We start from the raw sequence: 24,632 nt of genomic DNA on the forward strand, positions 1-24,632 counted from the left end.
CGGGGGCTTCTTGCGATAGAAGAGCGAATCGCGACTACTCCTAGCTAAGACGCACCGTCATGGTCGTGCCCATCGCGGTGACCTTGTAGCTGAGCTCGTCGTTCTCGAAGGTGAACGTCTTCGTCGGATCGCTCGATGCGAGCATCGCGTTCGCGGTCTTCGATCGCGGCATTGGCCGGGTCGAACGAGAACGCGTCGATCAGCTTGACCTGATGGTGGGCCAAACGTATTGAATCCGCGGAGAATATGGCTCTGAGAACAGTTTTGAGAAAGCGTGACATGACCAACGCATCCGTGCTCGTGCGCGCTGCCCGAAAGAGCCGCGGCCTCACTCAGAAGGATCTCGCCCAGCGAACCAATGTCGACCAGGGCCGTGTCTCGCGATTCGAAGGCGGCCGCGAGGCCGAGTTCAGCATCGTCGAGCGCTTCCTCAGCGGTACCGGCCACCGCCTGTATTCCGCGCCGACGCGGCGGGACGACGCGGCGACCATCGCTTCAGCGATCCGCGGGTGCCTGCGTGCGGGCGACAAGTACAGCGCTCTTCGCGAGCTCATCCTGCTGAGCGACAACCTCCGCTCCGAGCACGGCCTCGTACGCAGGGTCCTCGGTCTCGCCGAGCCGGAGCCGACCGGTGACCAGGCCTGGGATGCTGCCTTCGCAGCGCTCGTGGATCTTCGCCTCAGCGAAGCAGGACTAGCCCCCACTCGCCACAGGCAGGTGGGGGCCTAGTACAGAACGACCGGCCGAGAGACTACTCGCGGCTAAGGCGGACCGTCATGGTCGTGCCCATCGCGGTGACCTCGTAGCTGAGCTCGTCGTTCTCGAAGTTGAAGGTCTTCGTCGGGTCGCTGGATGCGAGCATCGCGTTCGCGGTCTTGGTCGTGTCATTCGCCGAGTCGAACGAGAACGACTCTCCCTCGGCGTTACCGGCCCCAGTAGACCTCGATGGTGTTGCCGGTGATGGTGACTGAGTGCCAGGTGTTCTCGGGGCCGTTGGAGTGGTTCTGCTTCCACTCCCCCTCGAGGCTCACAGGCTCAGGCTCGGGTGCCGGCGCTGGCTCTTCTTCCTGCGTCTGCTCTGCCCCTTCAGAGTTGCTCGACTCGTTCGCGGTCGAGCTGGGCGGCTCGGGCGACGAGCATCCGACGACACTGAGGCCGAGGAGAGCAAGCAGCGCGATGGTCGCGCCGACCTTGGGTGTGATGTTCTTCACGTGACTGTAGGCCTCTCGAACTGGAGTGATCTCTGCTGAGTGCTCACGTCAGCAGCGTGATGACCCAGACACCAAGGGGCACGCCGACCACGAAGATCACCAGACCGATGATCTGGTTGCGCCGTTCTTTTCGTCCGGTGCGGTCGGTTCCCATACCCAGAGAATGGCAGGTGGTGCGCTCCGCGTCGAGTGGTTCCTACGGCCCACGCACCCGGATTCGTTCAGGCACCTGAAATAGGGTGGAAGGGAAGCACGAACTGGGGAGTTCTGCGGCAATCGGGGGCCGAGAACATGGGAACGAAACACATGCAGTTGCAAGACCTGTTGAGCCTGTCCACGACCAGCCAGCAGTCGCTGGGTGATCTGGTCCACGCAGAGCTCAGCGCAGCCATCGTCGACGGGCGCCTCCCCCAAGGGGAGAGAGTCAACGACAAATCGATCGCCGAAGCCCTCGGCATCTCCCGGACTCCAGTCCGCGAAGCCATGCAACGCCTGACCTGGTCGGGGCTTCTCGAAGTGTCAGCGAGCCGGTACACCAAGGTGACCGAAGTCACCGACGAGATGGCCGCGAGCACGCTCGAGTACGCCGTCCTCCAGGCCGGAAACGCCCTGCAGCTGGCAACCACCCGGATGACCGACGCTCAGCTCGATGGCGCCGTCGCGCTGCTGGACCAGATGATCGAAGCCTCCGACGCCGACGACACTGAACGTCTTGTCGCCGGATCGCGAGATTTCGTGATCTACGTCATCCGCCACGCCGGGAACCCGAATCTGCTGAGAGTCCTGCAGAACGAGAACCCTGTGATCGAGCGCAATCTGCGTCACGCGCCTCTCGATGTCGGGACCCCGGAGCAGCGACGCGGCGGCTACCGCCGCCTGCGGATGGCTCTGTTGGCTCGGGATGCCGACGAAGCAGAGCGCTGGTTCCGCGTGCAGTGCCAGCTCCTCGGCGCCGCCGGCGTGGGAGTGGTTGCGCCCAACGCTGCGGCTTGAATCGGGACACGACCTGTCGCGCGTCTTCGAGCTAGGTTCGCGGTCCCGTCCGGGCGACCACAAGCAGTCGATCTGATGTGGTCCGACCGACGCCTTCGCCGATCGTGATGTTCTCGAAGCCTGCACGTTCCAGCCGCTCCTGAAGCTCGCCTCGTGTCCACGGACGCATCTGGATCGCGTACTCGTGCACGACGCTCTCCCCCGATACCCCATTGAGCTCGTAGGTCTCGGCCACCTCAATCAGCCCGGAATCCCAGCGCGGGGTGCTTGAGAACCTCAGCTGCTCGCCCGACGGGAGCTCGACGTCGACGCACCGAGTTCGCCCGTCTGCTCGCGCTGCGGAGTCTTCGACTTCGCGGACGTCCAGAACCAGCACTCCCCCGGGAGCAAGCGCGCCCGAGAACGCCGCCAGCGCATCATCACGCTCCCGATCGCTGATCAGGTCGTTGAGGACGCCGCGACACGTGATCGCGTCGAATGGAGCGTCAGTACTGAATCCGCACACATCACCGAAGATCGCCGGAGCTGAGGGGCACCTCGTGCGCGCGATCGCCAGAAGCTCCGCGGATGCATCCAGCAGGCTCACCGAGCAGCCCAGCTCGATCAGAGCCTGCGCGTGTCGGTCAGTCCCGCATCCTGCATCCAGCACCCGTTCACCGCGACTGGCCCGTCCGTGAAGCAATCCTCCGACTCGCAGACTTGCACCTCGTGACGATCGAGAAGAATCGCGGCGTCGTCGTGCGCAGTGTGAGCGCCGACGAGATCGCCTCGCTGTTCGAGATGCGCTACATCGTCGAGGGCGCAGCCGTCAAGGCGGCCACGAATGCGAGATCAGCGGATCTGATCAAGAGGCTGGAAGAACTCCTCGAGGACATGACCGGAGCGCTCGAAACTGCCGACGAGGTGGGGTTCCTGCGAGCCGATCGCGCCTGGCATGAAGCGATCCTCGACGTACTCGGAAACCCATGGGTCCATCGGCAGATCCAGCAGCTCCGATACGCGACTCCACCATCAGCCGATCAGACGACCCCACGACTCCAGCGCCTGGAGGAGATCCTCGCCGAGCACGACGCGATCGAGCACGCACTTCAGGCTGCTGATGTAACGGATGCTGATTACGCCGTGCGAGCACATCTCGTCGCCACGGCACGGTCCCTGTTGGGTCCTTCGGCGCTCGAGTCACGGCCTAGCGAGTGGCCACTCACGACCTGGACATCCTTCACCCAAGACTCGTGATGGACATCATGCATGGTGGCACTCCAGCGGTTCACATCTTGCACGCACGTCTTGCAGACGACTGCAGCCGCCCATACAAAGCAAACAACGCGCCGCCCGTCAGCACTTCTCCTTGCGGGCCGGGTCTGAGGACGCTCCAGTCACGACCCGCTACTCGTCGATCCGCTCAGCAGCATCGAGGAATTCCCGATCCAGAGTCTTCGTTGCGCCCAGCACTTCCACGCCGAGCAGAACGCCTTCAGAGTCGAAGTCGAGCACGACGGAACCGCCTGTGCTCTCGACCTCTACATTGAGGACAGAGCGGCCCGGCGCTGTCTCGGGTGCGAGGGAGATGTAAGCCGCGTCTACTTCGGCATCGAACGTGGTGCGCATGCGTGAAAGCCTACGGCGCGGGCGTCACAGTCAAGCGTTGTTACGCGGGCCTTCGATGCCCTCGGCCCTATGGTTGGCGAAGAAGAGGGCGGAGTGCAGATGAAGCGAGTCAAGCGGCTGGCGGCCGTCGTTGCAGTGCTGACGCTGCTCGCTGGGTGCGCTGCTGTGGATCCCCGTGCGATCGCACAAGATCGGCTGACCAACAGCGTAGGGGTGTCCGTGGATGCGATGGGGAGCGTCGTTGCATCGATGTCCGATGAGACCGACCTGGCGGTGGACGACTACACAACAGTGGCGGTCTACGAACTCTTGTCGGGATTGGACGACCTTCCGGTGGAGCAGGCCGCAGACACCTTGTACTGCTTGGATCGCGTCGACGGGACGATCACGGCGTGTGTGTTCTATCCCATGAATGTCAACATTCCTGCCGGGCTCGACGGGTTCTACGCGAGCATCTACGGATGCGTGGAGCTTTCCGGTGTTCCGGGAGACTACGACATCACAGTGGAGGACGTGGAGTGCCCGCAGGAGTTGGTCGACTGGTTCTCCGAACGGTCGTCGGTCGAAGAGCCCGAGGCAGTTTCCATCTCCGACATTCACGGGTGACCCTGCGTGACCGCACTGCTCGACGCCACGCGTGCGAACCGTCCACGACTCGGGAGCTGACGATCAAGCCGACAGACCCAGCCGAGAGATAGCGGGATGCCCCGCCCGAGCAGAGGGAGCGCTGGGAGCGTGACATCCCGCCTGAGGCACCCCGTGCCTCATTCCCCAGAGTCCGGACGTCCGTGGCCCCCGCCACGTCCGCACCGGTATCTCAGCATCCCGGACCTTGGCTCGCGACGCAAAACGATTTCGACACTCAGAACGACGCGTCGCGCTCGAGCACAAACAAGCTCGTGATCGGACGATCCAGCACTTCGGCGAGCTGCAACGCGAGCGTCAGCGTCGGAACGTGAACCCCGCGCTCTACCGCGATGATCGTCTGACGCGAGACCCCGCATCTACTACTGAGCTCCTCCTGCGTCAGCCCTGCCGCACGTCGAGCCTCGCGGAGGCTATTCACCACCCGCACGACGTCCCTCCCACGCCCAGCGCACCCAGTACGCAACCGCGATGGCGGCGAGAAGTGCGAACAGGAAGATCCAACTCGCCACCTGCGGGAACGCTGCGCTCGCTGCCAGCGCTAACGCTGCCAAGACGATTGCGTCGACGAACGCGCCCGCACGCGCTCGGACATCGATCTCTCGCTCGACGCTGCCCTCGGCCATCGATCGGGACTGTCGCTGCGCGCGGGTCTTGATCACCATCACCGCAGTGCATCCGAGCAGCATCGGCACGATGAGCGACACAGCCCTCAGCCAATCCAGGTCGAACTGATACGCGAGCGTCAGACCCGCGACGAGCAGGAACAGCATGACGGCCATCACCGCAAAGAACTTCCCGATCGTCATTTCGCTCCCTCACAAATGTCAAGTCGGTCTGACATTCGATCCTAGATAGGTGCGTCGACATGTCAAGTGCACCTGACATCTCGATTGATTTACATCGAGAGGATGATCGAGGCTCCATCTGACGCCCGACGCGCGATCGACCGACCACCGGGAGGCTAGAAGCCATGCCTCCTTCGCTGTTGTCGCGCCGCCAATTGATTCCCATCGTCATTGCTGGGCTTCTCGCGATGGCGGTGCTGGTTATGCCGGCAATCAGAGACGTCAGTTTCAGCGTTATCGGAACGCAGCGGTTCGCGTCGGTCGGCTCAGGCATCCCGAAGGTCGACCTCGCCTCGGAAGTCGGCCTGCTGCTCCTCGCTGCGACGACGGCCGCAGGCATCGTCCACGCGTGGGTCCGCCACCCTGAGCGCCGGACCGCACTGGTCGCGGGCGCCGGCGGTGTCGTCGCAGCCTACGAGGTGAGCGAAGGCATGAAGCTGCTCTTCGCGCAGCCGCGCCCCTGCAGCCGCTGGCCCATCGCCGCTGAATGCCCTCCGGCCGGCGACTGGTCACTCCCGTCGAATCACGCAACTCTGGCGTTCGGTGCGGTCGTCGTCATCGCGATCGCCCTCGGAAGAACGTGGGTCACGTGGTCCGCAGTGGGGATCGCCATGCTCGTCGCGATCGGACGCGTCGCTCAGGGCGTGCACTACCTTCACGATGTCGCACTCGGCGCCCTGCTGGGAGTGGCGGTGACCATTGCTCTCGTCCGGCTCGCCCCGCGACCGCGAACCGCATCTGGTCAGCGCACCCCGCGACCAACTTGACGAGCAGAGCCCCTCATGCACCTGGGGTGCCTGGCGTTCACCCGGCATGCCGATGTGCTCTGTGTCCAACTCTCACACTGAGCGGCCCTGATCTGGTTGATCAGGAGCTGACCTCTGCGTCAAGCCCGACGCAGAGGTCGGAGGTCATTGCTTCGCGAGGAAGTCCTTGTGCACCCAGCCGGTCTTCCCTGCGTACGTCACCTTGCGCCAGGAACCGTTCGACGCCAGGATCTGGCCGACGCTCTTGCCCTTCGGGATCGTCAGCAGAGGCCTCTGGCTCGTCGACGCCGTGGGCCGCAGGTTCAGCGCCGCCGTGGTCTTGTACGTTGCAGGCTTCGGTGCGACCGGTTTCGGCGCCGGGGATGTCGAGGTCGACTTCGTGAGGAAGTCGCTGTGCACCCAGCCGGTCTTCCCGGCGTACGTGACCTTGCGCCAGTAACCGCTCGAGGCGAGGATCTGACCGACGTCCTTGCCTTTGGGGATCGTCAGCAGCGGCCTCTGGCTCGTCGATGCCGTGGGTCGCAGGTTCAACGCCGCCGTGGTCTTGTACGTGACCGCGGATGGTGCCGGAGCCGGCGTCGTCGTCGGAGGCTTCGGAGTGGTGACGGCGGGGCGCTTCGGAGTGAGCAGCCAGTTCGCGATCCAACCGCTGCGTGAGCCCGCCTTGACTGGGAGGAACGAGTTGGAGACCTGGCCCGGCACTGCGGTGACCGCGGTGCCGGCGGCGAGCTTCACGACGACAGCCGTTGCGGTCGATGCCCCTGCGCGCAGGTTCACCGATCCGGTCGTGTAATACGTGCAGGTGCTGGGGGCCGTCTTGGCGGTGATCCGGGTGGCCTGCGCGGCCAGGTCGACGCCGCGGCTCTTCAGCCACGGAACCGGATCGAGCTGCTTGCTCCCACCCGACGGAGAATTCTCCCAGAGCTCCAGGTGCAGGTGAGGGCCGGTGGTGTTTCCGCTCGTGCCCACCGAGCTGATCCGCTGCCCGGCCTTCACGACCTGGCCGACCTTCACGTGGGTCGTCGCCGACCAGACGTGCAGATACTTCGTCGTGTACGTGACCTTGCCGACAGTGTGACGGATGTCAATGTGCCCGGCGACCGAGCTGGATCCCGAGACGGCGGCGGTGACGACGCCTGCCGCGACGGCGAAGATCGGCGAACCGTTCTTCGTCGCAAGGTCGACGCCGCCGTGCGACGTGGTGGCGCCGGGCGCCGGCATGCAGCGCGGACCCTGCCACGCCGAAACGTCGTACGACTTCGCCGCGAGCGGCATCACGAAAGTCGTCGCCGCAGGTCCGGAGGTGGCTGCCGCGCTCTGAGTAGTCGAGACGGGGACAACAGCGACTGCGGCGGCCGGCGACAGCCCCGTGGCGCCCAGCGCGATCGCGGTGGCAACAGTCAGTGCATGACGTGATCTGAGTCTCATGATTCTCCGGTCAAAGCGGGATGGCGCGGTGGGGGCGCGCAGCATTCACGACATTATCGGTGCGGTCGGTTTCATCGCGAGTTACAAAGAGAAACGACGTATCCGCTCGTATTCGAGCGCTTGAATTGTCGACCTCGTGCTCAGCCCCTGCCCGATCTTGGCATCCGGCTCTGCGAGTCGACGCCCTGCGGGTATCTCTTGACCCGGGGGTGGATGGTGACGTCCCGTGGGACCCGAATCGGGCGCACGTGAAAGCGTTGCATCCGCGTCTACCCCGCCTTTCGGTGAAGTCAGCCGCTCCTGAACGAGCGCGCATCCCTCGGTTCGAGCGGATGCGACGTCTGATTTCCGCCGGAGCTGCGGGCTCGTCACTGGTGGAATCGAAGCATGAGCACACCCAGACGCGATCCTCTCCCGCGCGCGTTCACACGGATCGCGTGGTCGAGCGTGACCACCCAGATGGCAGAACAGATCGCACTGGTCGCCGTACCCCTCGCTGCCGTGGTGATGCTCGGTGCCGGAGCAACGGAGACGGCACTGCTCCAGGTCGCCCAGACGCTGCCGTTCCTCGTGCTCGCACTGCCGTTCGGACTCATCATCGATCGCACGTCCCCCCAGCGAGTACTTCTCGCCTCGGAGCTGCTGCGCATGGCCACGCTGGGCACCATCGTCATGCTGATCGCACTCGATGCGCTCTCCCTCGGCGCGCTCCTCGTCCTCGGATTCGTCGGCGCGATCGGCACCGTGGGCGTCAGCGTCGCCGTCCCCTCCTCGGTACCGCGGCTCGTGGCATCCGCGCGCCTGATGGACGCCAACCGCTGGTTGGAACTCGGACGGAGCACCGCCTTCATATCCGGCCCCATCCTCGCCGGCGCCATCGTGTCGGCGACCAATGCCAGCACGGCACTCGTGGTCGCCACCATCGCCTGCGCCGCCGCAGCCGCGCTGCTGATTCGACTCGACATCCCCCGAAGCGCATTCTCGACCCGCGCCTCTGCCTGGAGCGACGTCGCCCACGGCATCCGCTACGTGATGGGGCACCGGCTGCTCAGGCCGATGATCGTCACCTCGACCATCTTCAACATCGGCTGGTTCCTGATCCAATCCGTCTTCGTCGTCTATGCACTCGGCCGGCTGGGAATGACACCGACCACGGTCGGAATCGCCCTGGGCGCCTACGGGGGCGGAATGGTGATCGGCGCCGCGCTCTCCGGACCGCTGTCACGGCGCTTGCGGTTCGGCCTGGTGACGGTGCTCGGGCCGGCCGGCGGGTTCATCGCCGCCACCTTGATGGTCACAACCCTGTGGGTACCTGCATCCGCTTTCGCGTTCGCGTCGTTCTTCCTCTTCGGGCTCGGACCGGTCCTGTGGACCATATCCACCACGTCGCTCCGTCAGGCCGTCACCCCGGCACCGATGATCGGCCGAGTGTCGTCGTTGGTCGTGGTCTCCACATATGGCGCCCGACCTATCGGCGCAGGGCTGGGCGTCGTCCTAGCGGCCACGGTCGGAATGTCCTGGTGCATCGCAGCGGCGGTCATCGTCTTCGCCGTGCAGCTGGTCGTCGTCCTGACGTCCGCTCTCCCGTCGGTACGCGAGCTTCCCGCCCTGGCATCCTCTGTGACGCGATAGCGATGCCGTCAGAATGCGCGGGCGCTCGTCCAGCCTCGTCGACCAGTTGCGCCGAGTGCGACCCAGGCACGACTCATGGCCAGCTCCCCCGCGATCTCGGCCAGCCGCTCAGACAGCGGCTGGAGCCGAGAGCCCACCCGCACGCGTCCCAGCGCAGCCGATCCGCCCACCCGCTCACACCCGCACCTTGTCCCGCAACCCCTCGAGCAGTTTCTCCCCGATCCCGGGCACCGCGAGCAGGTCGTCCACGGAGGCGAATCGGCCGTTGTCATCGCGCCACTGGATGATCCGCTCCGCGAGGGCGGGTCCGATCCGCGGCAGCGTCTCCAGCGCCGTCTGGTCGGCCGAGTTGAGATCGATCACGCCGTCTGCGCTCGGGTCGGCTGCGGCAGACGACCCTGGAGCGGGAGCCGCTCCGACCTGCGGCACGACGATCTGTTCGCCGTCCGACAGCAACCGTGCCAGGTTCACGGCCTGAAGGTCGGCGTCGTCGAGTGTGCCACCCGCCGCAGCCAGCGCATCGGCGACGCGCGTCCCTTGCTCCAGCACATACAGGCCCGGGTGTGCCACCTGCCCGAGCACGTGCACGTACACCTCTGCCGGAGCGACCGTCGCAGACCCGGCATCCGACGTGTCGATCACCTGAGAGGGCGACGCTTGACCCCTGAGGATGCCGAGACCGACGGCACCGGACAGCACGACCAGCCCGAGCACGACGGCGGCGCCCACGCCGAGCTTCAGACGTGCCCGCTGGCGGGCCTCTGACGTCTCGGGATCGGCTGGCACTCCGCCACATTACGTACGCATGCGGCGGCCCGGATGCAGCGATCCCGGCATCCGTGGAGAACGACGGAGATGCCGGGATCGGTGCAGTGCGAGTGGGCTCAGCCCGCAGCCAGGTCAGCCCTTGACGACGATGCTCACGATCTTCGGGGCGCGGACGACGACCTTCACGATCTCCTTGTCACCGATCGCGCGGATCACACGCTCATCGGCGCGAGCGAGCTTCTCGAGCTCCTCGGCACCGATCTTGGCCGACACCTCGAGCTGAGCGCGGACCTTGCCGCCCACCTGGACGACAGCGGTGATGGAGTCCTCCACGAGCAGCGAGGGGTCGGCGGAGCGCCACTGGACGAGACCGACGGACGGCTCGTGACCGAGCACCTCCCACATCTCCTCCGCGGTGTGCGGGGCGATGAGATCGAGCATGACGGCGATGGTCTCCACAGCCTCGCGCACGGCCGGGTCCGCGGCGCCGGCGCCGGTGTCGATGGTCTTGCGGGTGAGGTTCACCAGCTCCATCAGACGTGCGACGAGAACGTTGAACTTCGTCTGCTCGACCAGCGCAGGGGCATCGGCCAGCAGGCGGTGGGTGCCGCGGCGCAGAGCGGCGTCACCACCGGCGAAGATGACGTCGACAGGACTGGCGACATCGTGCGCGGCGCGCAGCGCGCGGGCGAGGAACTTCTGCGCTCCGGTCGTGGACACATCGGCCCAGTCCTTGTCGTCCTCCACTGGCCCGGCGAACGCGAGTCCGACGCGCAGTGCGTCGGCGCCGTGCGCGTCGAGCTCCTCCTGGAACAGCACGAGGTTGCCCTTGGACTTCGACATCTTCGCGCCGTCCAGAATCACCATGCCCTGGTTGATCAGGCTGGAGAACGGCTCGGTGAAGTCGATCAGGCCCATGTCGAAGAGGACCTTGGTGATGAACCGCGCGTACAGCAGGTGCAGGATCGCGTGCTCGACGCCGCCGATGTAGCTGGCGACAGGGGCCCAGCGGTCGGCCTGCGCGGGCTCGAACGCGACCTGCTCGTTGCCGGGCGACAGGAACCGCAGGAAGTACCACGAGCTGTCGACGAACGTATCCATCGTGTCCGGATCGCGCAGCACGGGATCTCCAGTGGCGGGATCGGTCGTGCGCACCCAGCTCTCGGCAGCGCCCAGCGGCGAAGCGCCCTTGGGCGACAGGTCGAGGCCCTCGATGCTGGGCAGCTTCACCGGCAGCTGCTCCTCGGGCACCGGGATGATCCGGCCGTCCTCGGCGTGCAGCATGGGAATGGGCGTGCCCCAGTAGCGCTGGCGCGAGATCAGCCAGTCGCGCAGGCGGTAGTTCTTCGCCGCGCGTCCGGTTCCTGCCGCCTCGAGCTTCTCGATCGTGCGCGCGATCGCGGTGCGCTTGGACATCCCGTTCAGCTCGCCGGAGTTGATCAGGCGGCCTTCGCCCGTCAGCGCGGTGCCGGTGACGGACGGGTGCTGGTCGTCGAGGCTGGGCAGGGTGTCGATCGGAACGCCGTCCTCGTCGACCTCGATCACCGGCATCGCCCCCGTGACAGGAGCCGTCGTGTCGACGACGACCTTGACCGGCAGGTCGAAGGCGCGCGCGAAGTCGAGATCGCGCTGGTCGTGCGCGGGGACGGCCATGACGGCACCGTGACCGTAGTCGGCCAGCACGTAGTCGGCGGCCCAGATCGGCAGCTTCTCGCCGTTGACGGGGTTGACCGCGTAGCGCTCCAGGAAGACACCGGTCTTCGGGCGATCGGTCGCCTGGCGGTCGATGTCCGTGGTCTTCTGCACGTCGGCCAGGTACTCCGCGAAGCGCGCGCGCACGTCCTCCGGTGCACCGGCGGCCAGCTCGGAGGCCAGATCGGAGTCCGGGGCGACCACGAAGAACGTCGCACCGTGCAGGGTGTCAGGACGCGTCGAGAAGACCGTCACCGGCTCGTCGCGCCCTTCGATCAGGAAGTCGATGTCGGCGCCGACCGAGCGTCCGATCCAATTGCGCTGCATCTGCAGCACCTTGTGCGGCCAGAACCCCTCGAGCTGGTTCAGGTCGTCCAGCAGACGGTCGGCGTAGTCGGTGATCTTGAAGTACCACTGCGTGAGCTTCTTCTTCACGACCTCGGCACCGCACCGCTCGCAGCGCCCGTCGACGACCTGCTCGTTCGCCAGCACGGTCTGGTCGTTCGGGCACCAGTTCACCGGGCTCTTCTTGCGGTACGCGAGCCCGCGCTCGTGCAGCTTCAGGAACAGCCACTGGTTCCAGCGGTAGTAATCCGGGTCGGAGGTGTGCAGCACGCGCGTCCAGTCGAAGGAGACGCCGTACTGCTCGAAGCCGGCCTTCTGCTGCGCGATGTTCTTGTACGTCCACTCGCGAGGGTCGGCACCGCGGCGGATCGCGGCGTTCTCGGCGGGCAGTCCGAACGAGTCCCACCCGATCGGGTTCAGAACGTTGTGACCGCGGTGACGCCAGAAGCGCGCGACGATGTCGGAGTAGAGGTAGTTCTCGGCATGCCCCATGTGCAGGTCCCCCGAGGGGTACGGGAACATCGCCAGCACATACTTGCGCGGTCGTGTGTCATCGGATCCGCCCGCGAGGAACGTCTCGTTCTCGGCCCAGTACTTCTGCCATTTCACCTGCAGGGCGTGCGGCGACGGCAGAGCGGATGCTTCTTCAAACGTGTTCTCGGACAAGAGCGAACGGCCAATCTGGAAAGCAGGGGAACGCGGAAATCGCGAAGTTCCAGGTTATCGGATCATTCCGAGAGCCAGGCGTCCGGCAGCTGCGCACCGAGGGCCGCCAGCGGAGCCCTCGCCTTGATCGCCACTTCGGCGACCTCGGCATCCGCCACGGAGCCCCAGGTGATGCCACCACCGGCCCCGACGTGGGCGCCCCGCTCGTCGATCAGGATGCTGCGGATCACCATCGCCAGATCGATCGCGCCGTCGAGGCCGATGTATCCGAAGCATCCGCTGTACACACCCCGCGGTCCCTGCTCCAGACGGTGCAGGATCGTCATCGCCGACAGCTTCGGGGCTCCGGTCATGCTCCCAGCGGGGAAGGCCGCGGCGAACAGATCGGCGACGCTCGTCGATCGCGCAGGCGCCCCGCTCACCGTGCTCACGAGCTGGTGCACGGCCGGGTAGCTCTCCACCTCCCACAGACCGTCGACGCGGATCGATCCCGGAGTGCAGACCTGCGACAGGTCGTTGCGCATGAGGTCGACGATCATGACGTTCTCGGCCCGCTCCTTGACGCTCTCGACGAGCGCGACGGCGAGGGCGGCATCCTCGATGGGGTCAGAGGAGCGCGGCCGCGTTCCCTTGATCGGACGCGTGACGATGCGGCCGTGGTCGGTGAACAGGAACTGCTCCGGGCTGGCGCTGAGCAGTGCGCGTCCGCCGATCCGGATGAATCCGCCGTGGTGCGCCGGCGTCGCGTGCCGTAGCCGCAGGTACGTCTGGACGGGATCGTGCGCGCCCGGCACGTCGAATCGCGTCGTGAGGCACAGCTGATACGCCTCGCCGGCGCGGATCGCCCCACGGCAGCGTTCGATGAGCGCCGCGTACTCGCCGGGTGCGTGCCTGCCGCGCGCGACCGACGGCACCACGTCCGCCGCGGCGGCGGGTTCGGATGCCGCAGCGCACCGCCCGGCGACCTCGAGCGCCCAGGCATCGAGTTCGTCTTCGGGGGCAAGCGCCCAGAGCACTCCGGAGGCGTGGTCGAACGCGACGGCGCGGTGCACCCGCAGCCACGCACCGCTCGCGCGATCGTGGTCGGCGACAGGTGCACCGGCCGCCGCGGCACCAGACTCGTAGTCGTTCCAGCCGACCCAGCCGCCGGCGAACGGCGGACGCGCACGGTCGCGGGGCGGCACGTCGTCGATACGGACGGCGCCGGGCGCCTCGGCATCCGACTCCACCTCGCCGGACCCGACGATGCTCCAGCCGTCGCACGCTGCGGAACCGGCGTCCAGCCAGAACACGGACTCCTGCTCGACCTGCTCGCTCAGGAACAGCTGCTCCGGCGCGGCGGTCACCGAAAGCGCTCTGGCGCGGAGGGCGGAGATGTGCGGCACGCTCCCAGCGTACGACCGCGCGGCGCGGCGTATCCTCGTCAGCGTGGACGACTTCCTGCTGTGGCTGCTCGATGCCGTGCAGTCGGTCGACCCGATCGCACGCACGCTGATCGCCGGCGTCGCGGTGCTGTTGGAGACGAGCATCCTCATCGGACTCATCGTCCCGGGCGACACGATCGTGATCATCGCCGCGATGGGGGTCGCCAGCCCCGCCGAGGGGCTCGCGCTGGGCGTCGCCGTGGTCATCGGCGCGCTGATCGGCGAGAGCATCGGATTCGCCCTCGGCCGGTGGCTCGGGCCGCACATCCGGCACTCCTGGCTCGGCCGGCGCATCGGCGAGGCGCACTGGACGCGCGCCGAGATCTACCTGCGGCGGCGCGGCGGTCTCGCGATCTTCCTGTCGCGCTTCCTGCCGGTGCTCCACTCGCTCGTGCCGTTGACCGTCGGCATGAGCGGCTACTCGTACCGCCGATTCCTGGCGTGGACGGCGCCGGCGTGCGTCCTCTGGGCGGCCGCCTACGTGAGCGTCACGTCGCTGGCGGCAGGCAGCTTCCGTGAGCTCGTGGATCAGGTGCATTTCGCGGGGTACATCTTCGTCGGGGTGATCGTCGTTTTCCTGGTGGTGCTTCTGCTCGGCAAGAAGGCCCTCAGCGCCTGGGAGAGCCGGCACATGCACGAGCACCCGGACGAGCAGATTTCTGCGAACGGGAGCGAGGGCACCGGCCCGGGCATGAAAGACTGATCAGGATGCCCGATCAGCCCGCCCCTCCGGCCAGGATCCACTGGTTCGCCCGTCTGGAGCACCGTCTCCACGTGTGGCGCGAGGGTCGTGCCCGCAGGCGCGGACGCACGGCGACGATCCTGCCGTTCCCCGGTTACGGCGGTGCCGGCTGGGTCCGCGTGGTCGGCCGCGTACTGATCGTGCCGCCGCAGCGCCAGGATGAGAACGGCGAATACGCGAGCATCCGTGGCTGGCGCAGCTTCGTCGGGATCCCGGTCGGGTTCGCGAACGTCGAGGTCACGATCGGCGGCAGGACACAGGTCGTCCCCGCCGATCGCGGTGGCGTCGTCGACACCGTCATCAAGGCGGACCTCGAACCAGGCTGGCAGTCCATCGAGATGTCCGTGGAGGGCCAGCCCTCCGTCGAGGGCACCGTCTTCATCGTCGACGAGAACGTCGACTTCGGCGTCGTGTGCGACGTGGACGACACCGTCATGGTCACGGCGCTCCCCCGCCCTTTCGTGGCGGCGTGGAACTCGTTCGTCGTCGACGAGCATGCGAGGCTCCCGGTGCCGGGGATGGCCGTGCTGCTGGAGCAGATCATGCGTCAGCATCCAGGGTGCCCGATGATCTATCTGTCCACCGGCGCGTGGAACATCGCGCCGACCCTCAGTCGCTTCCTCACCCGTCATCTCTTCCCTGCGGGATCCATGCTGCTCACGGACTGGGGTCCGACGCACGACCGCTGGTTCCGCAGCGGCCGCGACCACAAGCTGACCAACCTGCGTCGGCTGGCGGCCGAGTTCCCGAACGTGCGCTGGCTGCTGATCGGGGATGACGGACAGCACGACGAGTCCATCTACACCGCGTTCCAGGACGAGCATCCGGAGTCCGTCGCCGGAGTCGCGATCCGCCAGCTCTCCACGACCGAGGCCATGTTGGCCGGCGGCCGAGCCCCGTCCGATGATCACTCCGGGGATGCCGCGCCATGGGTCACCGCCTCGGACGGCGCAGGGCTGCGCGAGCGCCTCAGCGATGCGGGGATCCTGCGCTGATGGGCATCGCGGCGCTCAGCTCGGCCGAGTGGCGCGCACGCGAGGAGGCGCACGGGGAACGGGCCGACGCGCTCACCGCTGATCATCGCGAGCGCGCGGCGCGGGGAGAGAAGCACCCGGTGCAGGATTTCCTGTTCACGTACTACAGCTACAAGCCGGCGCAATTGCGGCGGTGGCACCCCGGGGCGGGCGTCGTCCTCGAAGACGCACCGGAGCGGCTGACGTGGCGGTGGTACTCCCCCGGGCCGTCCGTCGATTCGGCTCGCCCGGATGCGGCGGCGTTCGCCGCGGACAAGACAGAGCTCGCGGCGCTCGTCGAACGGATGCTGCGGCGCACCGCCGCGCGACCTGGGCAGTTCGGATGCTTCGGGCTGCACGAATGGGCGATGGTCTACCGCGAGCAGGAGCACCGGCATCCCGTGCCGCTGCGGCTCGGACAGGCCAGGACGGATGCCGTGGTCGAGACGCACGATCTGCGGTGCACGCACTTCGACGCGTTCCGGTTCTTCACCCCCGAGGCCGTGCCGCGCAATCGCTCGCCGCTCACGCGCGAGATTCAGCCCGCGCTCGAGCAGCCGGGTTGCCTGCATGCCGGCATGGATGTGTACAAGTGGGCGATGAAGCTCGGCCCTCTCGTGGCCGGTGAGCTTCTGCTGGACTGCTTCGAACTCGCGCGGGACATCCGGGAGCTCGACATGCAGGCCGCCCCGTACGACCTCGCCGACTGGGGTGTCGTGCCTGTTCCGATCGAGACGGCGGAAGGCAAATCCGAGTACGTGCGTCGTCAGCGCGGCTTCGCCGAACGAGGCAACGCGCTGCGGGAGCGCATCCTGGAATCCTGGCTGGGCACAGCCGCCTGACCTGCGCGCCGGGCGCGTTCTCAGTCGCGCAGCGCCTCCTCGATCGGCTCGGGCGAGCCGTCGATGCCGTTGCCGAAGCGGATCGTCCGGCCGATCGTCGCCGGCTCGACGAGCGTCTGCGCGATGACCGCGGCGACATCCGCCCTGGCGACGCCGGCACGGCCCGACTCGTCGAGCTGGATCCGTCCCGTCGGCTCGTCGAACGTGAGCGTTCCGGGGCCCAGGATCGTCCAGTCCAGACCGGTGCCGGCGAGGTGCGCGTCCGCCTGCCATTTCGCGTCCGCATATGCGAAGAAGCTGTTCTCCTGGTCGACGCCGTGTTCCGCCCTGGAGCCTGTCCACGAGACCATCACGTAACGACGGACGCCCGTGCCCTCCGCGGCATCCATGGTCCGGATGGCCGCGTCCCTGTCGACGGCGTACGTCCGTCGTGCGTCGCCGCCGCCGGCTCCAGCCGACCAGACGATCGCGTCGTGGCCAGAGACGAGCTCGGCGACGGCACCGGCATCCTCGTTCTCGATGTCGGCGACGACCGGTGTCGCCCCCGTCGCGGCGACCTCATCGGCGTGCGCCGGATTCCGTATCACCGCGGTGACCTCGTCGCCCCGGGCGACCAGCAGCGGAGCGAGCAGAAGAGCGATGCGACCGTGGCCGCCGAACACGATGATGCGCGACATGTTTCCTCCGTGGCTCGGTAGGAATTCAGTCTGCCAGCTGCGAGGTGTCGATCACATAGGCCTGCGGATGCGAGGGCAGGTAGCGCACGACCACGTCCGGCCCCGGGATCCAGGCGTCGCGATCCGGGTACGCAGACGGAGTGAAGAAGTCGTGCGGCAGCGTGTAGGTCTCACCGGTCGCCGTGGTGAAGGTCACCCAGTCGCCGTCCAACGTGGCGACGGCCGGCTGCCCGTTGTCGTGGATGTACGACGACGTGACCGGAACCCCGATGAGTCCGAGGATCGCCAGTACGATGCTGACCGCCATCACCGCGGTCAGGACCCGGAAGAAGAGTCGTTGCAGATGAGCGAAGACGGTGCGTCCTGCGCCGGCGGAATCGGGCTCCGGGAGCCCTTCGCGGTCGCGGATCACGGACAGCTGCGAGCGGCTGCCGATCTTGCGGAAGGACTGCGCGAACAGCCCCATGAAGGAGAACCCGGCGATGAAGACCATCGCGTATCCGTGCGTCACGGGGAAGTTCGCCAGCCAGACGATCGTGTCCATGATGTTCATCGGCCGGCCTCCTGCTCAATCGTGAGGGCGACGGTGTGCGGATCCTCGCGCAGGTAGCGAGCCCAGACGGGCGATCCGACCTGGAGGCGCGAGATCGCCTCCGGGTAGACGAAGACCGTGGTGTCGGCCTCCCAGCCGGACTGCCCTTCCGGCGTGATCAGCAACCGGACGGCCAATTCGCTCTGCCCCTCGCGCCGTGTTCCGGTCGGGCGGACGGACAGGACCGATGCCGGTGCCTGCAGGCCGTGCCGCCGCGCGCGAACCTGGCGCGGGTCGATCAGGCCGCGGGCGACCCGCCAGTCCAGCATCGCCTCGCGCACCAGCGGGTCGTTGATGTCCGCCAGGTCGACCGTGTCGTGGTCCGTGGCGCTGTAGCGGACGGGCAGCGGTGAACCGGGCTGCATCGCGAGCAGATCCGAGTGCGGCACGAGCATCCGCATCCGACTGATGAATTCGCCGCCGTCGGCCGGCGCGATGCGCAGGTAGATGTCGTACTGCGGGACGTCGTTGATGGTCAGGCCCGTGCGGGAGGTCTCGACGATCCGCCCCACCCCGATCGCCGTCTCGCCGCGCGGCTTCGACCGGCGCCCGGCACCGGGCGCGAGCCCGCCGAAGGTGAGGATGATCCCCCACGCGACGCCGATCATGATGGGCGCCGTCAACCCGTCGCCGCTGTAGAAGGGGAGGATCGACGTGCTCTGATCGACACCGAACAGGCCCTCGCCGACCCAGATCAGAAGCCAGGCCGAGAGCAGGACCCACACGATGAGAACGATGATCCGAAACACGGATCCAGGCTAGCGGGACCGGTCCCTACCGATCACAATCGCGGATCGTTCTCCCTACACGGCGACGCTGGCGTCGGTCGCGGCCAGCGCGCGCTGGACGCCCTTGGCGGCCGTCCTTCCCGCACGGTTGGCCCCGATCGTGCTCGCCGACGGGCCGTAGCCGACCAGCTGGATGCGCGGGTCCGCGACCGCCGTCGTGCCGCGGCCACCTCGATCCAGTTGGATGCCCCCGGCGGCGCTGCGCAGATGCAACGGGGCGAGGTGCGAGATGGCCGGTCGGAATCCGGTCGCCCAGAGGATGGCATCCACGCGCTCGAACGAGCCATCGGCCCAGCGCACGCCATCGGGCTCGATGCGGGAGAACATCGGGCGCCGTGCGGCGTAGGCGCCCAGCCGCTCGGCCTCCCGCTCCTGCGGGCGCAGCATGAGACCGGTGACGCTCACGACGCTCTGCGGAGGCAGCCCCTGCGCGACGCGCTGCTCGACGAGCGCGACGGCGGCCGCGCCCGCCTCCGGTGTGAAATCATCGGTGCGCCAGATCGGTTCGCGACGCGTCACCCAGAGCGTGTCGGTGATCGGCGCCAGTGCGCCGAGGAACTGCACGGCCGACGCTCCCCCGCCGACGATGAGGACGCGCTTGCCTCGGAAGTGCTCAGGACCCGGATAGTCGATCGTGTGCAGCTGTTCACCGAGGAAGGTCTCCATACCCGGGTAGTGCGGCAGGAACGGATGCCTCCAGGTTCCCGTCGCGTTCACGATCGTACGGGTCCGCCATTCGCGGTCGCCGGCGTGGACGACGAGGATGCCGTCGTCATCCGTGACCCGGTCGACGGCGACCGGACGCTCGATCGGCAGGTCGTGCTCGCGTTCGTAGGCGGCGAAGGAGGCCGGCACCGCCCGGTTGGCGCGCTGCTCATCGCGGGGTGGAGGCAGCGCCCCCGGCAGCTCGGCGACCCCATGGACATCGCGCATCGTCAGGGCATCCCACCGGTGCTGCCATGCTCCCCCTGGCGCGCTGTCGGCATCCAGCACGAGGTGCCGGATGCCGAGCCGCTGCAGGTGGTACGAGGTCGACAGCCCGGCTTGGCCGGCGCCGATCACGATGCTGTCGAAGATGTCCACGCTTGATGTGAACGTCGCGGATGGTGCGGATGTTCCTCGATCGATCGAGCGCTGCATGCCAGGATGGTCAGGACGGAGGGACCGACATGACGAACACCGCGATGGAGCCGACCACACTGCTGCCCGGAGCCGAGATCCTGATGCGCCTGCGCCGGCTCATCATCGTCGGCATCCTGTCGGCGATCGGGAGCTGGTTCCTCATCGGCGGGAGCAAGGGCGGATGCCCTGGTGGCATCGACGCCGATGGCGGGTATCTGGATGCCGCGGGCCAGCCGACCCTCGACCAGCCGATGTGCTCGTCGCTGACGCTCCGGCCCAACGGGCTCATGCCTGTCCTGGTGGCCATCGCCGTGATCTGGGTCATCGGTCGCATCATCCGCACCGCCGCCGACGAAACCGACGCGATCCGCATGATCGACCGGACCGCCGCCGTCCTGGCGATCGTGGCAGCGGCGGGCATCATCATCTCCTACGTGTGGTTCGCGCTGACACCCCTGCCCGACCCCGGTACGAGCTACTCCGTCTTCTCGCCGTTCCCCTTCGCCACCATCGATGTGGACATCAGCCCGATGACGCTGTGACGTGCGGAACACTCCCGAGATCGCGCGCGGATTCGCGCCGGATGCCGATCCTGTTGTATTCTTTTCGAGTTGCCCCGGCCGGTACGGAGCAGCAGATGGGCCTGTGGCGCAGCTGGTAGCGCACCTGCATGGCATGCAGGGGGTCAGGGGTTCGAGTCCCCTCAGGTCCACCAAAAGCCGCTTACTCCAACCATTGACATTGTTCATGGAGTAAGCGGCTTCCTCGTTGTCCGGCGTGCTGATATCGCCGGTCGGCGGACGCGGGCTCTGCATTGGCGCGACGTTCAGGATCGAGTCCTGCCACACCGCTTGGGCGTCCAGAAGTGCCCGTGCGGGCTCAGACAGTTCGGACTGGTCGATGACTCGGATGCGCTTGAATATGGCTTGATTGAGCCGACGGCGCATTGTGTCGCTGGCGTTCTCATAGTGCGCGCGGATCTGTGAGCAGACACGGCACAAACGCACTGCGAGGCTACGCAGCCACCCGCGACGCTTCGAACTGATTCAGAATCTTCTCCAGCCGCTCGATACTGGTCAGGCTTCGTTCCATCGCCGCGTACTGGAGCACGATGTCCCGGTCGTATCCGCCTGCCTCGTCCAGCTCGCGGAGCCGGGCAAGCGTGAGGATACGAGCGGTTTCGTCGTGCCAGCCGTTGTAGCCCTCCCAGACGACACCCGCGAGCGCTTTCTGTGCTGCCTCGTTAAGGCCGGCATCCATAACCTCACGCGTCACCACGTTGTAGGCGCCGACCAACTTCGCCCAGGCCTCGAAGCGCTCGCTCGGCCACTCGACCAAGACGACGAAGTTCTTCCGGTCGTAGACCTTCTGCATCACCTTCCGGCTCGGGCACCAGGCGATCACAACGCCGTTCTCGCCCACGAAGCCCGAGCGCTCGGTGACGACATTGAGCTTCGTGAACTCGCCGTGGTAACTGGCATTCGACTTCAGCGGACAGACAATCGTCGGCCGCACCTTGAAGTGCCGCGCGACATACAGACCCAGCGCCTTGCCCGCGGCGATGGTGTCGATGCCGTCCGTCCACGGCACGTAGAGGAACTGGTGATTCAAGTACTCGGGATCGACCTCGCCGACCATCAACGGCTCCAGTCGATCGGCTCAGGCGTCATTTCGATACGCGTCCCGTCATGGAGCATTTGAGCCCAGTCCGACAGGTCGGGCTCGGTGATGCTGCCGCCGTAGCCAGCAAACAATTGCTGCAGTGCGGGGCGGATCACCTCCACCGGCTGGCCGGCGTACTGCTTTCGCAGCCGCTCCAGATCCTGGGTCTGCTGCGCTGCCATGTCCCTGACGGCTTCTTCCGCGACGCGGCGCATTCCTTCTTCGTTGAATTCGAAACTGACGTTCGTCATGCTGTACTGCTTCCTCATCCCGCTCGGGATGCTGGAGCAGGGAAGCGCGAACCACTCCGGAAGCCCCGACACGTTCTCGGCGATGAAGAGCTGACAAGGAGGGCCGGCGACGATGCCACCGGCCCTCCTCTCATCTCAGCCCTTGCCTAGCGTCGATCCGGCCTTCGACTTGGCCGCCTTGCCCGACGAGTCGGTCGCGAGGACGCGACCCGCCTTGCTCAGCTGGCCCTTCGAGGGCTTTCCGGACGACCGTGACGAAGATTTCGCCATGGTGCGCTCCTTCCTGCTTGTGAGGAAGGACAGGCCGCCCGACCCCGAGAAGAGGTCGCGCAGAGCTATAGGAGCGTCTAGAGTCGAGTAGTCCTTCCACAGACAACGCGGCCCCGGCCTGTCCAATGAGAGCTTGGCTCCAATGGTCAGATCGGGGCTGTTGCTTTCGTGACTCATCCTACTAGCGCTCGCCGACACCGCCGAGCTGTAAGCCCGTCTAAGCCCCCGCGAACCTGTGGACAGCGTCAGTTGCCCACCTGGGTACGTTTCGGGCCATCCGAAGCATTCTGTGCCGTTTTGGAGTACTTTGACGCACTTTGGGGCACTTCCGAACTACATCGGTGTGATTCTTATCCCCAATCTATGGACAAGCAGACCGCTCAGAGCGACCACTGATCTGTGGATAACTTCTACAGATCGACATCCAGTAGTGCACGGTCTCGACGCCGAGGGCGCCCGCCGGAAGACTGGATCGCGTGTACAAGCCACTCAACGAAGCTCAGCTCGCGGTACTTAGGTGGGTTGCCGAAGGCCAGCCGAAGGTCTCTATGACGAAGGCTTCGAGCATCGCATCACCGCTCGGGTGCTTGAGCGACGCGGGCTCGTCAAAGTACGCGGACACGGCGGCTCATGGACGGCTGCCGTCACGAGCGGTGGCCGCTATTACCTGGAACACGGGAAGTACGAACCGAGCCAGGAGCCCGCACTCCCCGCGGCCCGTCGTCAATCCCAGCACCGGCACCGCGCTCCTCACCGACAAGCAAACCGCGAGACTCGAAGCACTGTTCGCGGTCGACGATCACGTCGCCGTCGAAGCGACCCGGGGCATCTATCAGCGCATGATCATCGCCTATCGCGAGTCCGACAAGATGCTCGGGAAGCAGGCCATGCAGGCGGTGATCGACTCCGTCACCACCGGCGTCCCGGCCAGCCTGATCGAGCTGCGCAAGCTCGGCCGGACCCTGAAGAAGCGGGCTGCTGACATCCTCGCGTTCTTCGACTGGCCCGGCACCAGCAACGGACCGACCGAGGCGATCAACGGGAGGCTCGAACACCTCCGGGGCTCCGCTCTCGGCTTCCGCAACCTCACGAACTACGTCGCCAGATCGCTCCTCGAGTCCGGAGGATTCAGACCCCACCTACACTCTGGAATGCGATGAGCCCCTTTGCCAGAAGTTGCGCGGGCGAGATGGCTGGTCGCGATTGTTTGGAGAACGCGCGCAGGAGGCCCACCAGACAATCCCGCGAGAGATCGCGGGATTTCTTCGTTTCCGGGGCGACTCCCGGGGATGCGGTCATGAGCGCAGTGCGGTCGAACCGCCGGCCTACGGCACCCACTCCTCCGAGTAGTAGTCGAGGATGAGGACGAGAACGGACCCTGTCGGACGTGCCGACACCCAGACCGAACGCGGATCCCAGAAATCACCCGGAATCTCCAGCTGCGGCGTCGCACCCAGCTCTTCAGCGAGCGCCTCCGCGGACTGCCCTTCCGGCGGACGGATCGTCACATTGGTCCAGCACCCGCCGCTCGCACAGTCGCTGGTCTCGCCGAGGATCTCAGAACCAGCCGGCAGCGGGACCGCGGACGCCGGCGGGATGTCGCCTTCGGTCGCGCCGACAGACAGCCAGAGCAGACGCCCTGCGTAGAGCAGTGACAGCACGATCACCGTCGCGACCACGGCGACAGCGACCGCCACGTTTCGGGCCGTGCGGCTGACCTGTGCCGCAGGCTGCGGGGTGGCGGCCGCAAGCGACCCCCAAGCGATCCCATCCCACCACTGGCGTTGTCCACGGCTGTTGTCATACCAACCCGGTGGCGGGTTGACGGGCGGCTGGGTCATGACAGAAACGTATCGGGTTCTGCCGATCCTGAGCGATGTGCGGAGTCGTCAGCGCGTCGTGCTGGACGAGCTCGTCGCGAACCGCAGGTCGATGAGATCCAAATGCTCGCGTGGAAGCACCGCAGTGAATACTCCGCCTGGCAACTCTGCTCCGATCGCGTAGACGAACGGGTCGGTGTCGATCTCAGCGCCCATGACCTCGATGCCGTCAACGTGCGCCGGGGCCCCGAGACGCACGGAACGCTCGTCGGCAAGGGCCGGCGAATCCCAGTCCCCGGCTGCGATCCCTGCCCGCTCGCGATACTGGTTCATCACGATGTGGCGCAGATGATCGACCAGTTGCGCGGCCAGGCTGATCGGCTCTGAATCATCGCGTCGCCAGGTGGTGCGCACAGCTTCCCAGAGATGGGGGTACCGCATGCGCTCGACCTGCTCCAGCAGCCATGCTGGACGGGGCCACGGCGGCACCTCATCCAACGCTTCGCGGGTGGCGTCATCGAGCTCGGCGAAGTTCACCGGATCCGATCTGTCGTCAGGCTTGCGCCACACGATCGAGCCCATACTGGCCACCATCGCCCTGACACCCAGGGCATCGGTGGTACGCCCGATGCCGAAGTCTTCGGTTTCCAGGTGCGGTTGCGCTATGAGTTCGACCACTGGGATCGGCATCTGCGCGAGCAGCTCGGCCCTCGTGAGCCGAGGGTCCGGTGCGTCGTGGGGCAGTACTCCGGCGAACTCCATCCGTCCATCGTGACGCCGCGAGCGGCGCACGGCAAGCACCACCTTCCGGGCCGACTCCGCGGGT

At 66.6% G+C, this 24,632-nt stretch carries 29 protein-coding genes, 1 tRNA gene and 1 pseudogene; 13 read left to right on the plus strand and 18 right to left on the minus strand.

Annotation, left to right across the window (positions count from 1 at the left end):
- Positions 1 to 110 precede the first annotated feature (110 nt).
- Both ACI7YT_RS10525 and ACI7YT_RS10530 read left to right on the plus strand, forming a co-directional pair.
- Positions 111 to 233, plus strand: coding sequence for a hypothetical protein (locus ACI7YT_RS10525; RefSeq protein ID WP_406245484.1), 123 nt, complete (start codon positions 111 to 113; stop codon positions 231 to 233).
- Positions 234 to 279: 46 nt separating this feature from the next.
- Positions 280 to 729: a multiprotein-bridging factor 1 family protein gene (locus ACI7YT_RS10530; protein ID WP_406245485.1), complete on the plus strand. Its 450-nt coding sequence runs from the start codon at positions 280 to 282 to the stop codon at positions 727 to 729.
- Positions 730 to 923: 194 nt separating this feature from the next.
- Here ACI7YT_RS10530 and ACI7YT_RS10535 read toward each other — a convergent pair whose 3' ends face one another.
- The gene (locus ACI7YT_RS10535) at positions 924 to 1,211 is read right to left on the minus strand and encodes a hypothetical protein (protein ID WP_406245486.1); all 288 of its coding nucleotides are present in this window, start codon (positions 1,209 to 1,211) and stop codon (positions 924 to 926) included.
- Positions 1,212 to 1,517: 306 nt separating this feature from the next.
- Here ACI7YT_RS10535 and ACI7YT_RS10540 point away from each other — a divergent pair, with 306 nt between their 5' ends.
- Positions 1,518 to 2,204 (plus strand): GntR family transcriptional regulator, encoded by a 687-nt coding sequence (locus ACI7YT_RS10540; protein WP_406245487.1) that lies wholly within the window; start codon positions 1,518 to 1,520, stop codon positions 2,202 to 2,204.
- Positions 2,205 to 2,235: 31 nt separating this feature from the next.
- Here the strand turns inward: ACI7YT_RS10540 and ACI7YT_RS10545 are convergent, their stop codons facing one another.
- On the minus strand, positions 2,236 to 2,886 hold the full coding sequence (locus ACI7YT_RS10545; protein ID WP_406245488.1) for a class I SAM-dependent methyltransferase: 651 nt from the start codon (positions 2,884 to 2,886) through the stop codon (positions 2,236 to 2,238).
- 26 nt (positions 2,887 to 2,912) lie between these two features.
- Between ACI7YT_RS10545 and ACI7YT_RS10550 the strand changes: the two genes are divergently transcribed.
- Positions 2,913 to 3,440 (plus strand): GntR family transcriptional regulator, encoded by a 528-nt coding sequence (locus ACI7YT_RS10550; protein ID WP_406245489.1) that lies wholly within the window; start codon positions 2,913 to 2,915, stop codon positions 3,438 to 3,440.
- 150 nt (positions 3,441 to 3,590) lie between these two features.
- On the opposite strand, the gene ACI7YT_RS10555 is transcribed toward ACI7YT_RS10550, so the two are convergent.
- Positions 3,591 to 3,812, minus strand: a complete 222-nt coding sequence (locus ACI7YT_RS10555; RefSeq protein WP_406245490.1) for a DUF2283 domain-containing protein — start codon at positions 3,810 to 3,812, stop codon at positions 3,591 to 3,593.
- A 99-nt stretch (positions 3,813 to 3,911) separates the two neighbouring features.
- Between ACI7YT_RS10555 and ACI7YT_RS10560 the strand changes: the two genes are divergently transcribed.
- Positions 3,912 to 4,418, plus strand: a complete 507-nt coding sequence (locus tag ACI7YT_RS10560; RefSeq protein ID WP_406245491.1) for a hypothetical protein — start codon at positions 3,912 to 3,914, stop codon at positions 4,416 to 4,418.
- Between the two features lie 256 nt (positions 4,419 to 4,674).
- On the opposite strand, the gene ACI7YT_RS10565 is transcribed toward ACI7YT_RS10560, so the two are convergent.
- A complete protein-coding gene (locus ACI7YT_RS10565; RefSeq protein WP_406245492.1) occupies positions 4,675 to 4,878 on the minus strand; it encodes a helix-turn-helix transcriptional regulator in 204 nt (67 codons plus the stop codon).
- Positions 4,871 to 5,266: a hypothetical protein gene (locus ACI7YT_RS10570; RefSeq protein WP_406245493.1), complete on the minus strand. Its 396-nt coding sequence runs from the start codon at positions 5,264 to 5,266 to the stop codon at positions 4,871 to 4,873. The genes ACI7YT_RS10565 and ACI7YT_RS10570 overlap by 8 nt, the downstream gene beginning before the upstream one ends.
- Positions 5,267 to 5,508: 242 nt before the next feature.
- Here ACI7YT_RS10570 and ACI7YT_RS10575 point away from each other — a divergent pair, with 242 nt between their 5' ends.
- Positions 5,509 to 6,072: a phosphatase PAP2 family protein gene (locus ACI7YT_RS10575; protein ID WP_406245494.1), complete on the plus strand. Its 564-nt coding sequence runs from the start codon at positions 5,509 to 5,511 to the stop codon at positions 6,070 to 6,072.
- Between the two features lie 144 nt (positions 6,073 to 6,216).
- On the opposite strand, the gene ACI7YT_RS10580 is transcribed toward ACI7YT_RS10575, so the two are convergent.
- Positions 6,217 to 7,500, minus strand: a complete 1,284-nt coding sequence (locus ACI7YT_RS10580) for an SH3 domain-containing protein (protein WP_406245495.1) — start codon at positions 7,498 to 7,500, stop codon at positions 6,217 to 6,219.
- Between the two features lie 387 nt (positions 7,501 to 7,887).
- On the opposite strand from ACI7YT_RS10580, the gene ACI7YT_RS10585 reads away from it, so the two are divergent.
- A complete protein-coding gene (locus tag ACI7YT_RS10585) occupies positions 7,888 to 9,132 on the plus strand; it encodes an MFS transporter (protein WP_406245496.1) in 1,245 nt (414 codons plus the stop codon).
- Positions 9,133 to 9,306: 174 nt separating this feature from the next.
- Here ACI7YT_RS10585 and ACI7YT_RS10590 read toward each other — a convergent pair whose 3' ends face one another.
- The 3 genes from ACI7YT_RS10590 to ACI7YT_RS10600 form a co-directional block, all read right to left on the minus strand.
- Positions 9,307 to 9,918 (minus strand): helix-hairpin-helix domain-containing protein, encoded by a 612-nt coding sequence (locus tag ACI7YT_RS10590; RefSeq protein WP_406245497.1) that lies wholly within the window; start codon positions 9,916 to 9,918, stop codon positions 9,307 to 9,309.
- 114 nt (positions 9,919 to 10,032) lie between these two features.
- Positions 10,033 to 12,603 (minus strand): leucine--tRNA ligase, encoded by a 2,571-nt coding sequence (gene leuS / locus ACI7YT_RS10595; RefSeq protein WP_406245498.1) that lies wholly within the window; start codon positions 12,601 to 12,603, stop codon positions 10,033 to 10,035.
- Positions 12,604 to 12,665: 62 nt separating this feature from the next.
- Positions 12,666 to 13,988, minus strand: a complete 1,323-nt coding sequence (locus tag ACI7YT_RS10600; protein ID WP_406245499.1) for an anthranilate synthase component I family protein — start codon at positions 13,986 to 13,988, stop codon at positions 12,666 to 12,668.
- A 43-nt stretch (positions 13,989 to 14,031) separates the two neighbouring features.
- Between ACI7YT_RS10600 and ACI7YT_RS10605 the strand changes: the two genes are divergently transcribed.
- From ACI7YT_RS10605 to ACI7YT_RS10615, 3 genes are read left to right on the plus strand one after another with little or no spacing between them, the layout of a single operon-like run.
- Entirely contained in the window at positions 14,032 to 14,730 is a 699-nt protein-coding gene (locus ACI7YT_RS10605) for a DedA family protein (protein ID WP_406245500.1), read from the plus strand.
- Positions 14,731 to 14,735: 5 nt separating this feature from the next.
- On the plus strand, positions 14,736 to 15,764 hold the full coding sequence (locus ACI7YT_RS10610; RefSeq protein ID WP_406245501.1) for an App1 family protein: 1,029 nt from the start codon (positions 14,736 to 14,738) through the stop codon (positions 15,762 to 15,764).
- On the plus strand, positions 15,764 to 16,624 hold the full coding sequence (locus ACI7YT_RS10615) for a 3-methyladenine DNA glycosylase (protein WP_406245502.1): 861 nt from the start codon (positions 15,764 to 15,766) through the stop codon (positions 16,622 to 16,624). The genes ACI7YT_RS10610 and ACI7YT_RS10615 overlap by 1 nt, the downstream gene beginning before the upstream one ends.
- Positions 16,625 to 16,644: 20 nt before the next feature.
- Here ACI7YT_RS10615 and ACI7YT_RS10620 read toward each other — a convergent pair whose 3' ends face one another.
- The 4 genes from ACI7YT_RS10620 to ACI7YT_RS10635 are packed head-to-tail and all read right to left on the minus strand — an operon-like array spanning position 16,645 to position 19,764.
- The gene (locus ACI7YT_RS10620) at positions 16,645 to 17,301 is read right to left on the minus strand and encodes an SDR family oxidoreductase (protein WP_406245503.1); all 657 of its coding nucleotides are present in this window, start codon (positions 17,299 to 17,301) and stop codon (positions 16,645 to 16,647) included.
- 25 nt (positions 17,302 to 17,326) lie between these two features.
- The gene (locus tag ACI7YT_RS10625) at positions 17,327 to 17,854 is read right to left on the minus strand and encodes a hypothetical protein (protein WP_406245504.1); all 528 of its coding nucleotides are present in this window, start codon (positions 17,852 to 17,854) and stop codon (positions 17,327 to 17,329) included.
- The gene (locus ACI7YT_RS10630; protein WP_406245505.1) at positions 17,851 to 18,642 is read right to left on the minus strand and encodes a hypothetical protein; all 792 of its coding nucleotides are present in this window, start codon (positions 18,640 to 18,642) and stop codon (positions 17,851 to 17,853) included. Before ACI7YT_RS10630 ends, ACI7YT_RS10625 begins: the two co-directional genes overlap by 4 nt.
- A gap of 54 nt (positions 18,643 to 18,696) precedes the next feature.
- Positions 18,697 to 19,764 carry an NAD(P)-binding domain-containing protein gene (locus ACI7YT_RS10635; protein WP_406245506.1) on the minus strand — a complete coding sequence of 356 codons (1,068 nt, stop codon included), beginning with the start codon at positions 19,762 to 19,764 and terminating at the stop codon, positions 18,697 to 18,699.
- 86 nt (positions 19,765 to 19,850) lie between these two features.
- Between ACI7YT_RS10635 and ACI7YT_RS10640 the strand changes: the two genes are divergently transcribed.
- Positions 19,851 to 20,345: a hypothetical protein gene (locus tag ACI7YT_RS10640; protein WP_406245507.1), complete on the plus strand. Its 495-nt coding sequence runs from the start codon at positions 19,851 to 19,853 to the stop codon at positions 20,343 to 20,345.
- Positions 20,346 to 20,442: 97 nt separating this feature from the next.
- Positions 20,443 to 20,518 (plus strand) — tRNA-Ala (locus ACI7YT_RS10645).
- Between the two features lie 299 nt (positions 20,519 to 20,817).
- Here the strand turns inward: ACI7YT_RS10645 and ACI7YT_RS10650 are convergent.
- The 3 genes from ACI7YT_RS10650 to ACI7YT_RS10660 form a co-directional block, all read right to left on the minus strand.
- Positions 20,818 to 21,441: a hypothetical protein gene (locus ACI7YT_RS10650; protein ID WP_406245508.1), complete on the minus strand. Its 624-nt coding sequence runs from the start codon at positions 21,439 to 21,441 to the stop codon at positions 20,818 to 20,820.
- Positions 21,441 to 21,716 (minus strand): hypothetical protein, encoded by a 276-nt coding sequence (locus ACI7YT_RS10655; RefSeq protein WP_406245509.1) that lies wholly within the window; start codon positions 21,714 to 21,716, stop codon positions 21,441 to 21,443. The genes ACI7YT_RS10650 and ACI7YT_RS10655 overlap by 1 nt, the downstream gene beginning before the upstream one ends.
- 135 nt (positions 21,717 to 21,851) lie before the next feature.
- Positions 21,852 to 21,986 (minus strand): hypothetical protein, encoded by a 135-nt coding sequence (locus ACI7YT_RS10660; protein ID WP_376105425.1) that lies wholly within the window; start codon positions 21,984 to 21,986, stop codon positions 21,852 to 21,854.
- 734 nt (positions 21,987 to 22,720) lie between these two features.
- On the opposite strand from ACI7YT_RS10660, the pseudogene ACI7YT_RS10665 reads away from it, so the two are divergent.
- Positions 22,721 to 23,146 (plus strand): annotated as a pseudogene (locus ACI7YT_RS10665) (transposase); the annotation flags it as partial.
- A gap of 165 nt (positions 23,147 to 23,311) precedes the next feature.
- On the opposite strand, the gene ACI7YT_RS10670 reads toward ACI7YT_RS10665, so the two are convergent.
- Both ACI7YT_RS10670 and ACI7YT_RS10675 read right to left on the minus strand, forming a co-directional pair.
- A complete protein-coding gene (locus ACI7YT_RS10670; protein WP_406245510.1) occupies positions 23,312 to 23,827 on the minus strand; it encodes a hypothetical protein in 516 nt (171 codons plus the stop codon).
- Positions 23,828 to 23,875: 48 nt separating this feature from the next.
- Positions 23,876 to 24,568 (minus strand): hypothetical protein, encoded by a 693-nt coding sequence (locus ACI7YT_RS10675; protein ID WP_406245511.1) that lies wholly within the window; start codon positions 24,566 to 24,568, stop codon positions 23,876 to 23,878.
- Positions 24,569 to 24,632 lie beyond the last annotated feature (64 nt).

The sequence above is a fragment of the Microbacterium sp. M genome, assembly GCF_045181065.1.
Classification (GTDB): domain Bacteria; phylum Actinomycetota; class Actinomycetes; order Actinomycetales; family Microbacteriaceae; genus Microbacterium.

What these genes read in the sequence shown, in the direction of transcription:
- ACI7YT_RS10575 (WP_406245494.1), top strand. Translation starts at nt 5,509, where the DNA reads ATGCCGGCAATCAGAGACGTCAGTTTCAGCGTTATCGGAACGCAGCGG.
- ACI7YT_RS10580 (WP_406245495.1), bottom strand. Translation starts at nt 7,500, where the DNA reads ATGAGACTCAGATCACGTCATGCACTGACTGTTGCCACCGCGATCGCG.
- ACI7YT_RS10585 (WP_406245496.1), top strand. Translation starts at nt 7,888, where the DNA reads ATGAGCACACCCAGACGCGATCCTCTCCCGCGCGCGTTCACACGGATC.
- ACI7YT_RS10540 (WP_406245487.1), top strand. Translation starts at nt 1,518, where the DNA reads ATGCAGTTGCAAGACCTGTTGAGCCTGTCCACGACCAGCCAGCAGTCG.
- ACI7YT_RS10620 (WP_406245503.1), bottom strand. Translation starts at nt 17,301, where the DNA reads ATGTCGCGCATCATCGTGTTCGGCGGCCACGGTCGCATCGCTCTTCTG.
- ACI7YT_RS10530 (WP_406245485.1), top strand. Translation starts at nt 280, where the DNA reads ATGACCAACGCATCCGTGCTCGTGCGCGCTGCCCGAAAGAGCCGCGGC.
- ACI7YT_RS10625 (WP_406245504.1), bottom strand. Translation starts at nt 17,854, where the DNA reads ATGAACATCATGGACACGATCGTCTGGCTGGCGAACTTCCCCGTGACG.
- ACI7YT_RS10615 (WP_406245502.1), top strand. Translation starts at nt 15,764, where the DNA reads ATGGGCATCGCGGCGCTCAGCTCGGCCGAGTGGCGCGCACGCGAGGAG.
- ACI7YT_RS10610 (WP_406245501.1), top strand. Translation starts at nt 14,736, where the DNA reads ATGCCCGATCAGCCCGCCCCTCCGGCCAGGATCCACTGGTTCGCCCGT.
- ACI7YT_RS10675 (WP_406245511.1), bottom strand. Translation starts at nt 24,568, where the DNA reads ATGGAGTTCGCCGGAGTACTGCCCCACGACGCACCGGACCCTCGGCTC.
- ACI7YT_RS10660 (WP_376105425.1), bottom strand. Translation starts at nt 21,986, where the DNA reads ATGGCGAAATCTTCGTCACGGTCGTCCGGAAAGCCCTCGAAGGGCCAG.
- ACI7YT_RS10570 (WP_406245493.1), bottom strand. Translation starts at nt 5,266, where the DNA reads ATGACGATCGGGAAGTTCTTTGCGGTGATGGCCGTCATGCTGTTCCTG.
- ACI7YT_RS10560 (WP_406245491.1), top strand. Translation starts at nt 3,912, where the DNA reads ATGAAGCGAGTCAAGCGGCTGGCGGCCGTCGTTGCAGTGCTGACGCTG.
- ACI7YT_RS10555 (WP_406245490.1), bottom strand. Translation starts at nt 3,812, where the DNA reads ATGCGCACCACGTTCGATGCCGAAGTAGACGCGGCTTACATCTCCCTC.
- ACI7YT_RS10670 (WP_406245510.1), bottom strand. Translation starts at nt 23,827, where the DNA reads ATGACCCAGCCGCCCGTCAACCCGCCACCGGGTTGGTATGACAACAGC.
- ACI7YT_RS10640 (WP_406245507.1), top strand. Translation starts at nt 19,851, where the DNA reads ATGACGAACACCGCGATGGAGCCGACCACACTGCTGCCCGGAGCCGAG.
- ACI7YT_RS10650 (WP_406245508.1), bottom strand. Translation starts at nt 21,441, where the DNA reads ATGGTCGGCGAGGTCGATCCCGAGTACTTGAATCACCAGTTCCTCTAC.
- ACI7YT_RS10655 (WP_406245509.1), bottom strand. Translation starts at nt 21,716, where the DNA reads ATGACGAACGTCAGTTTCGAATTCAACGAAGAAGGAATGCGCCGCGTC.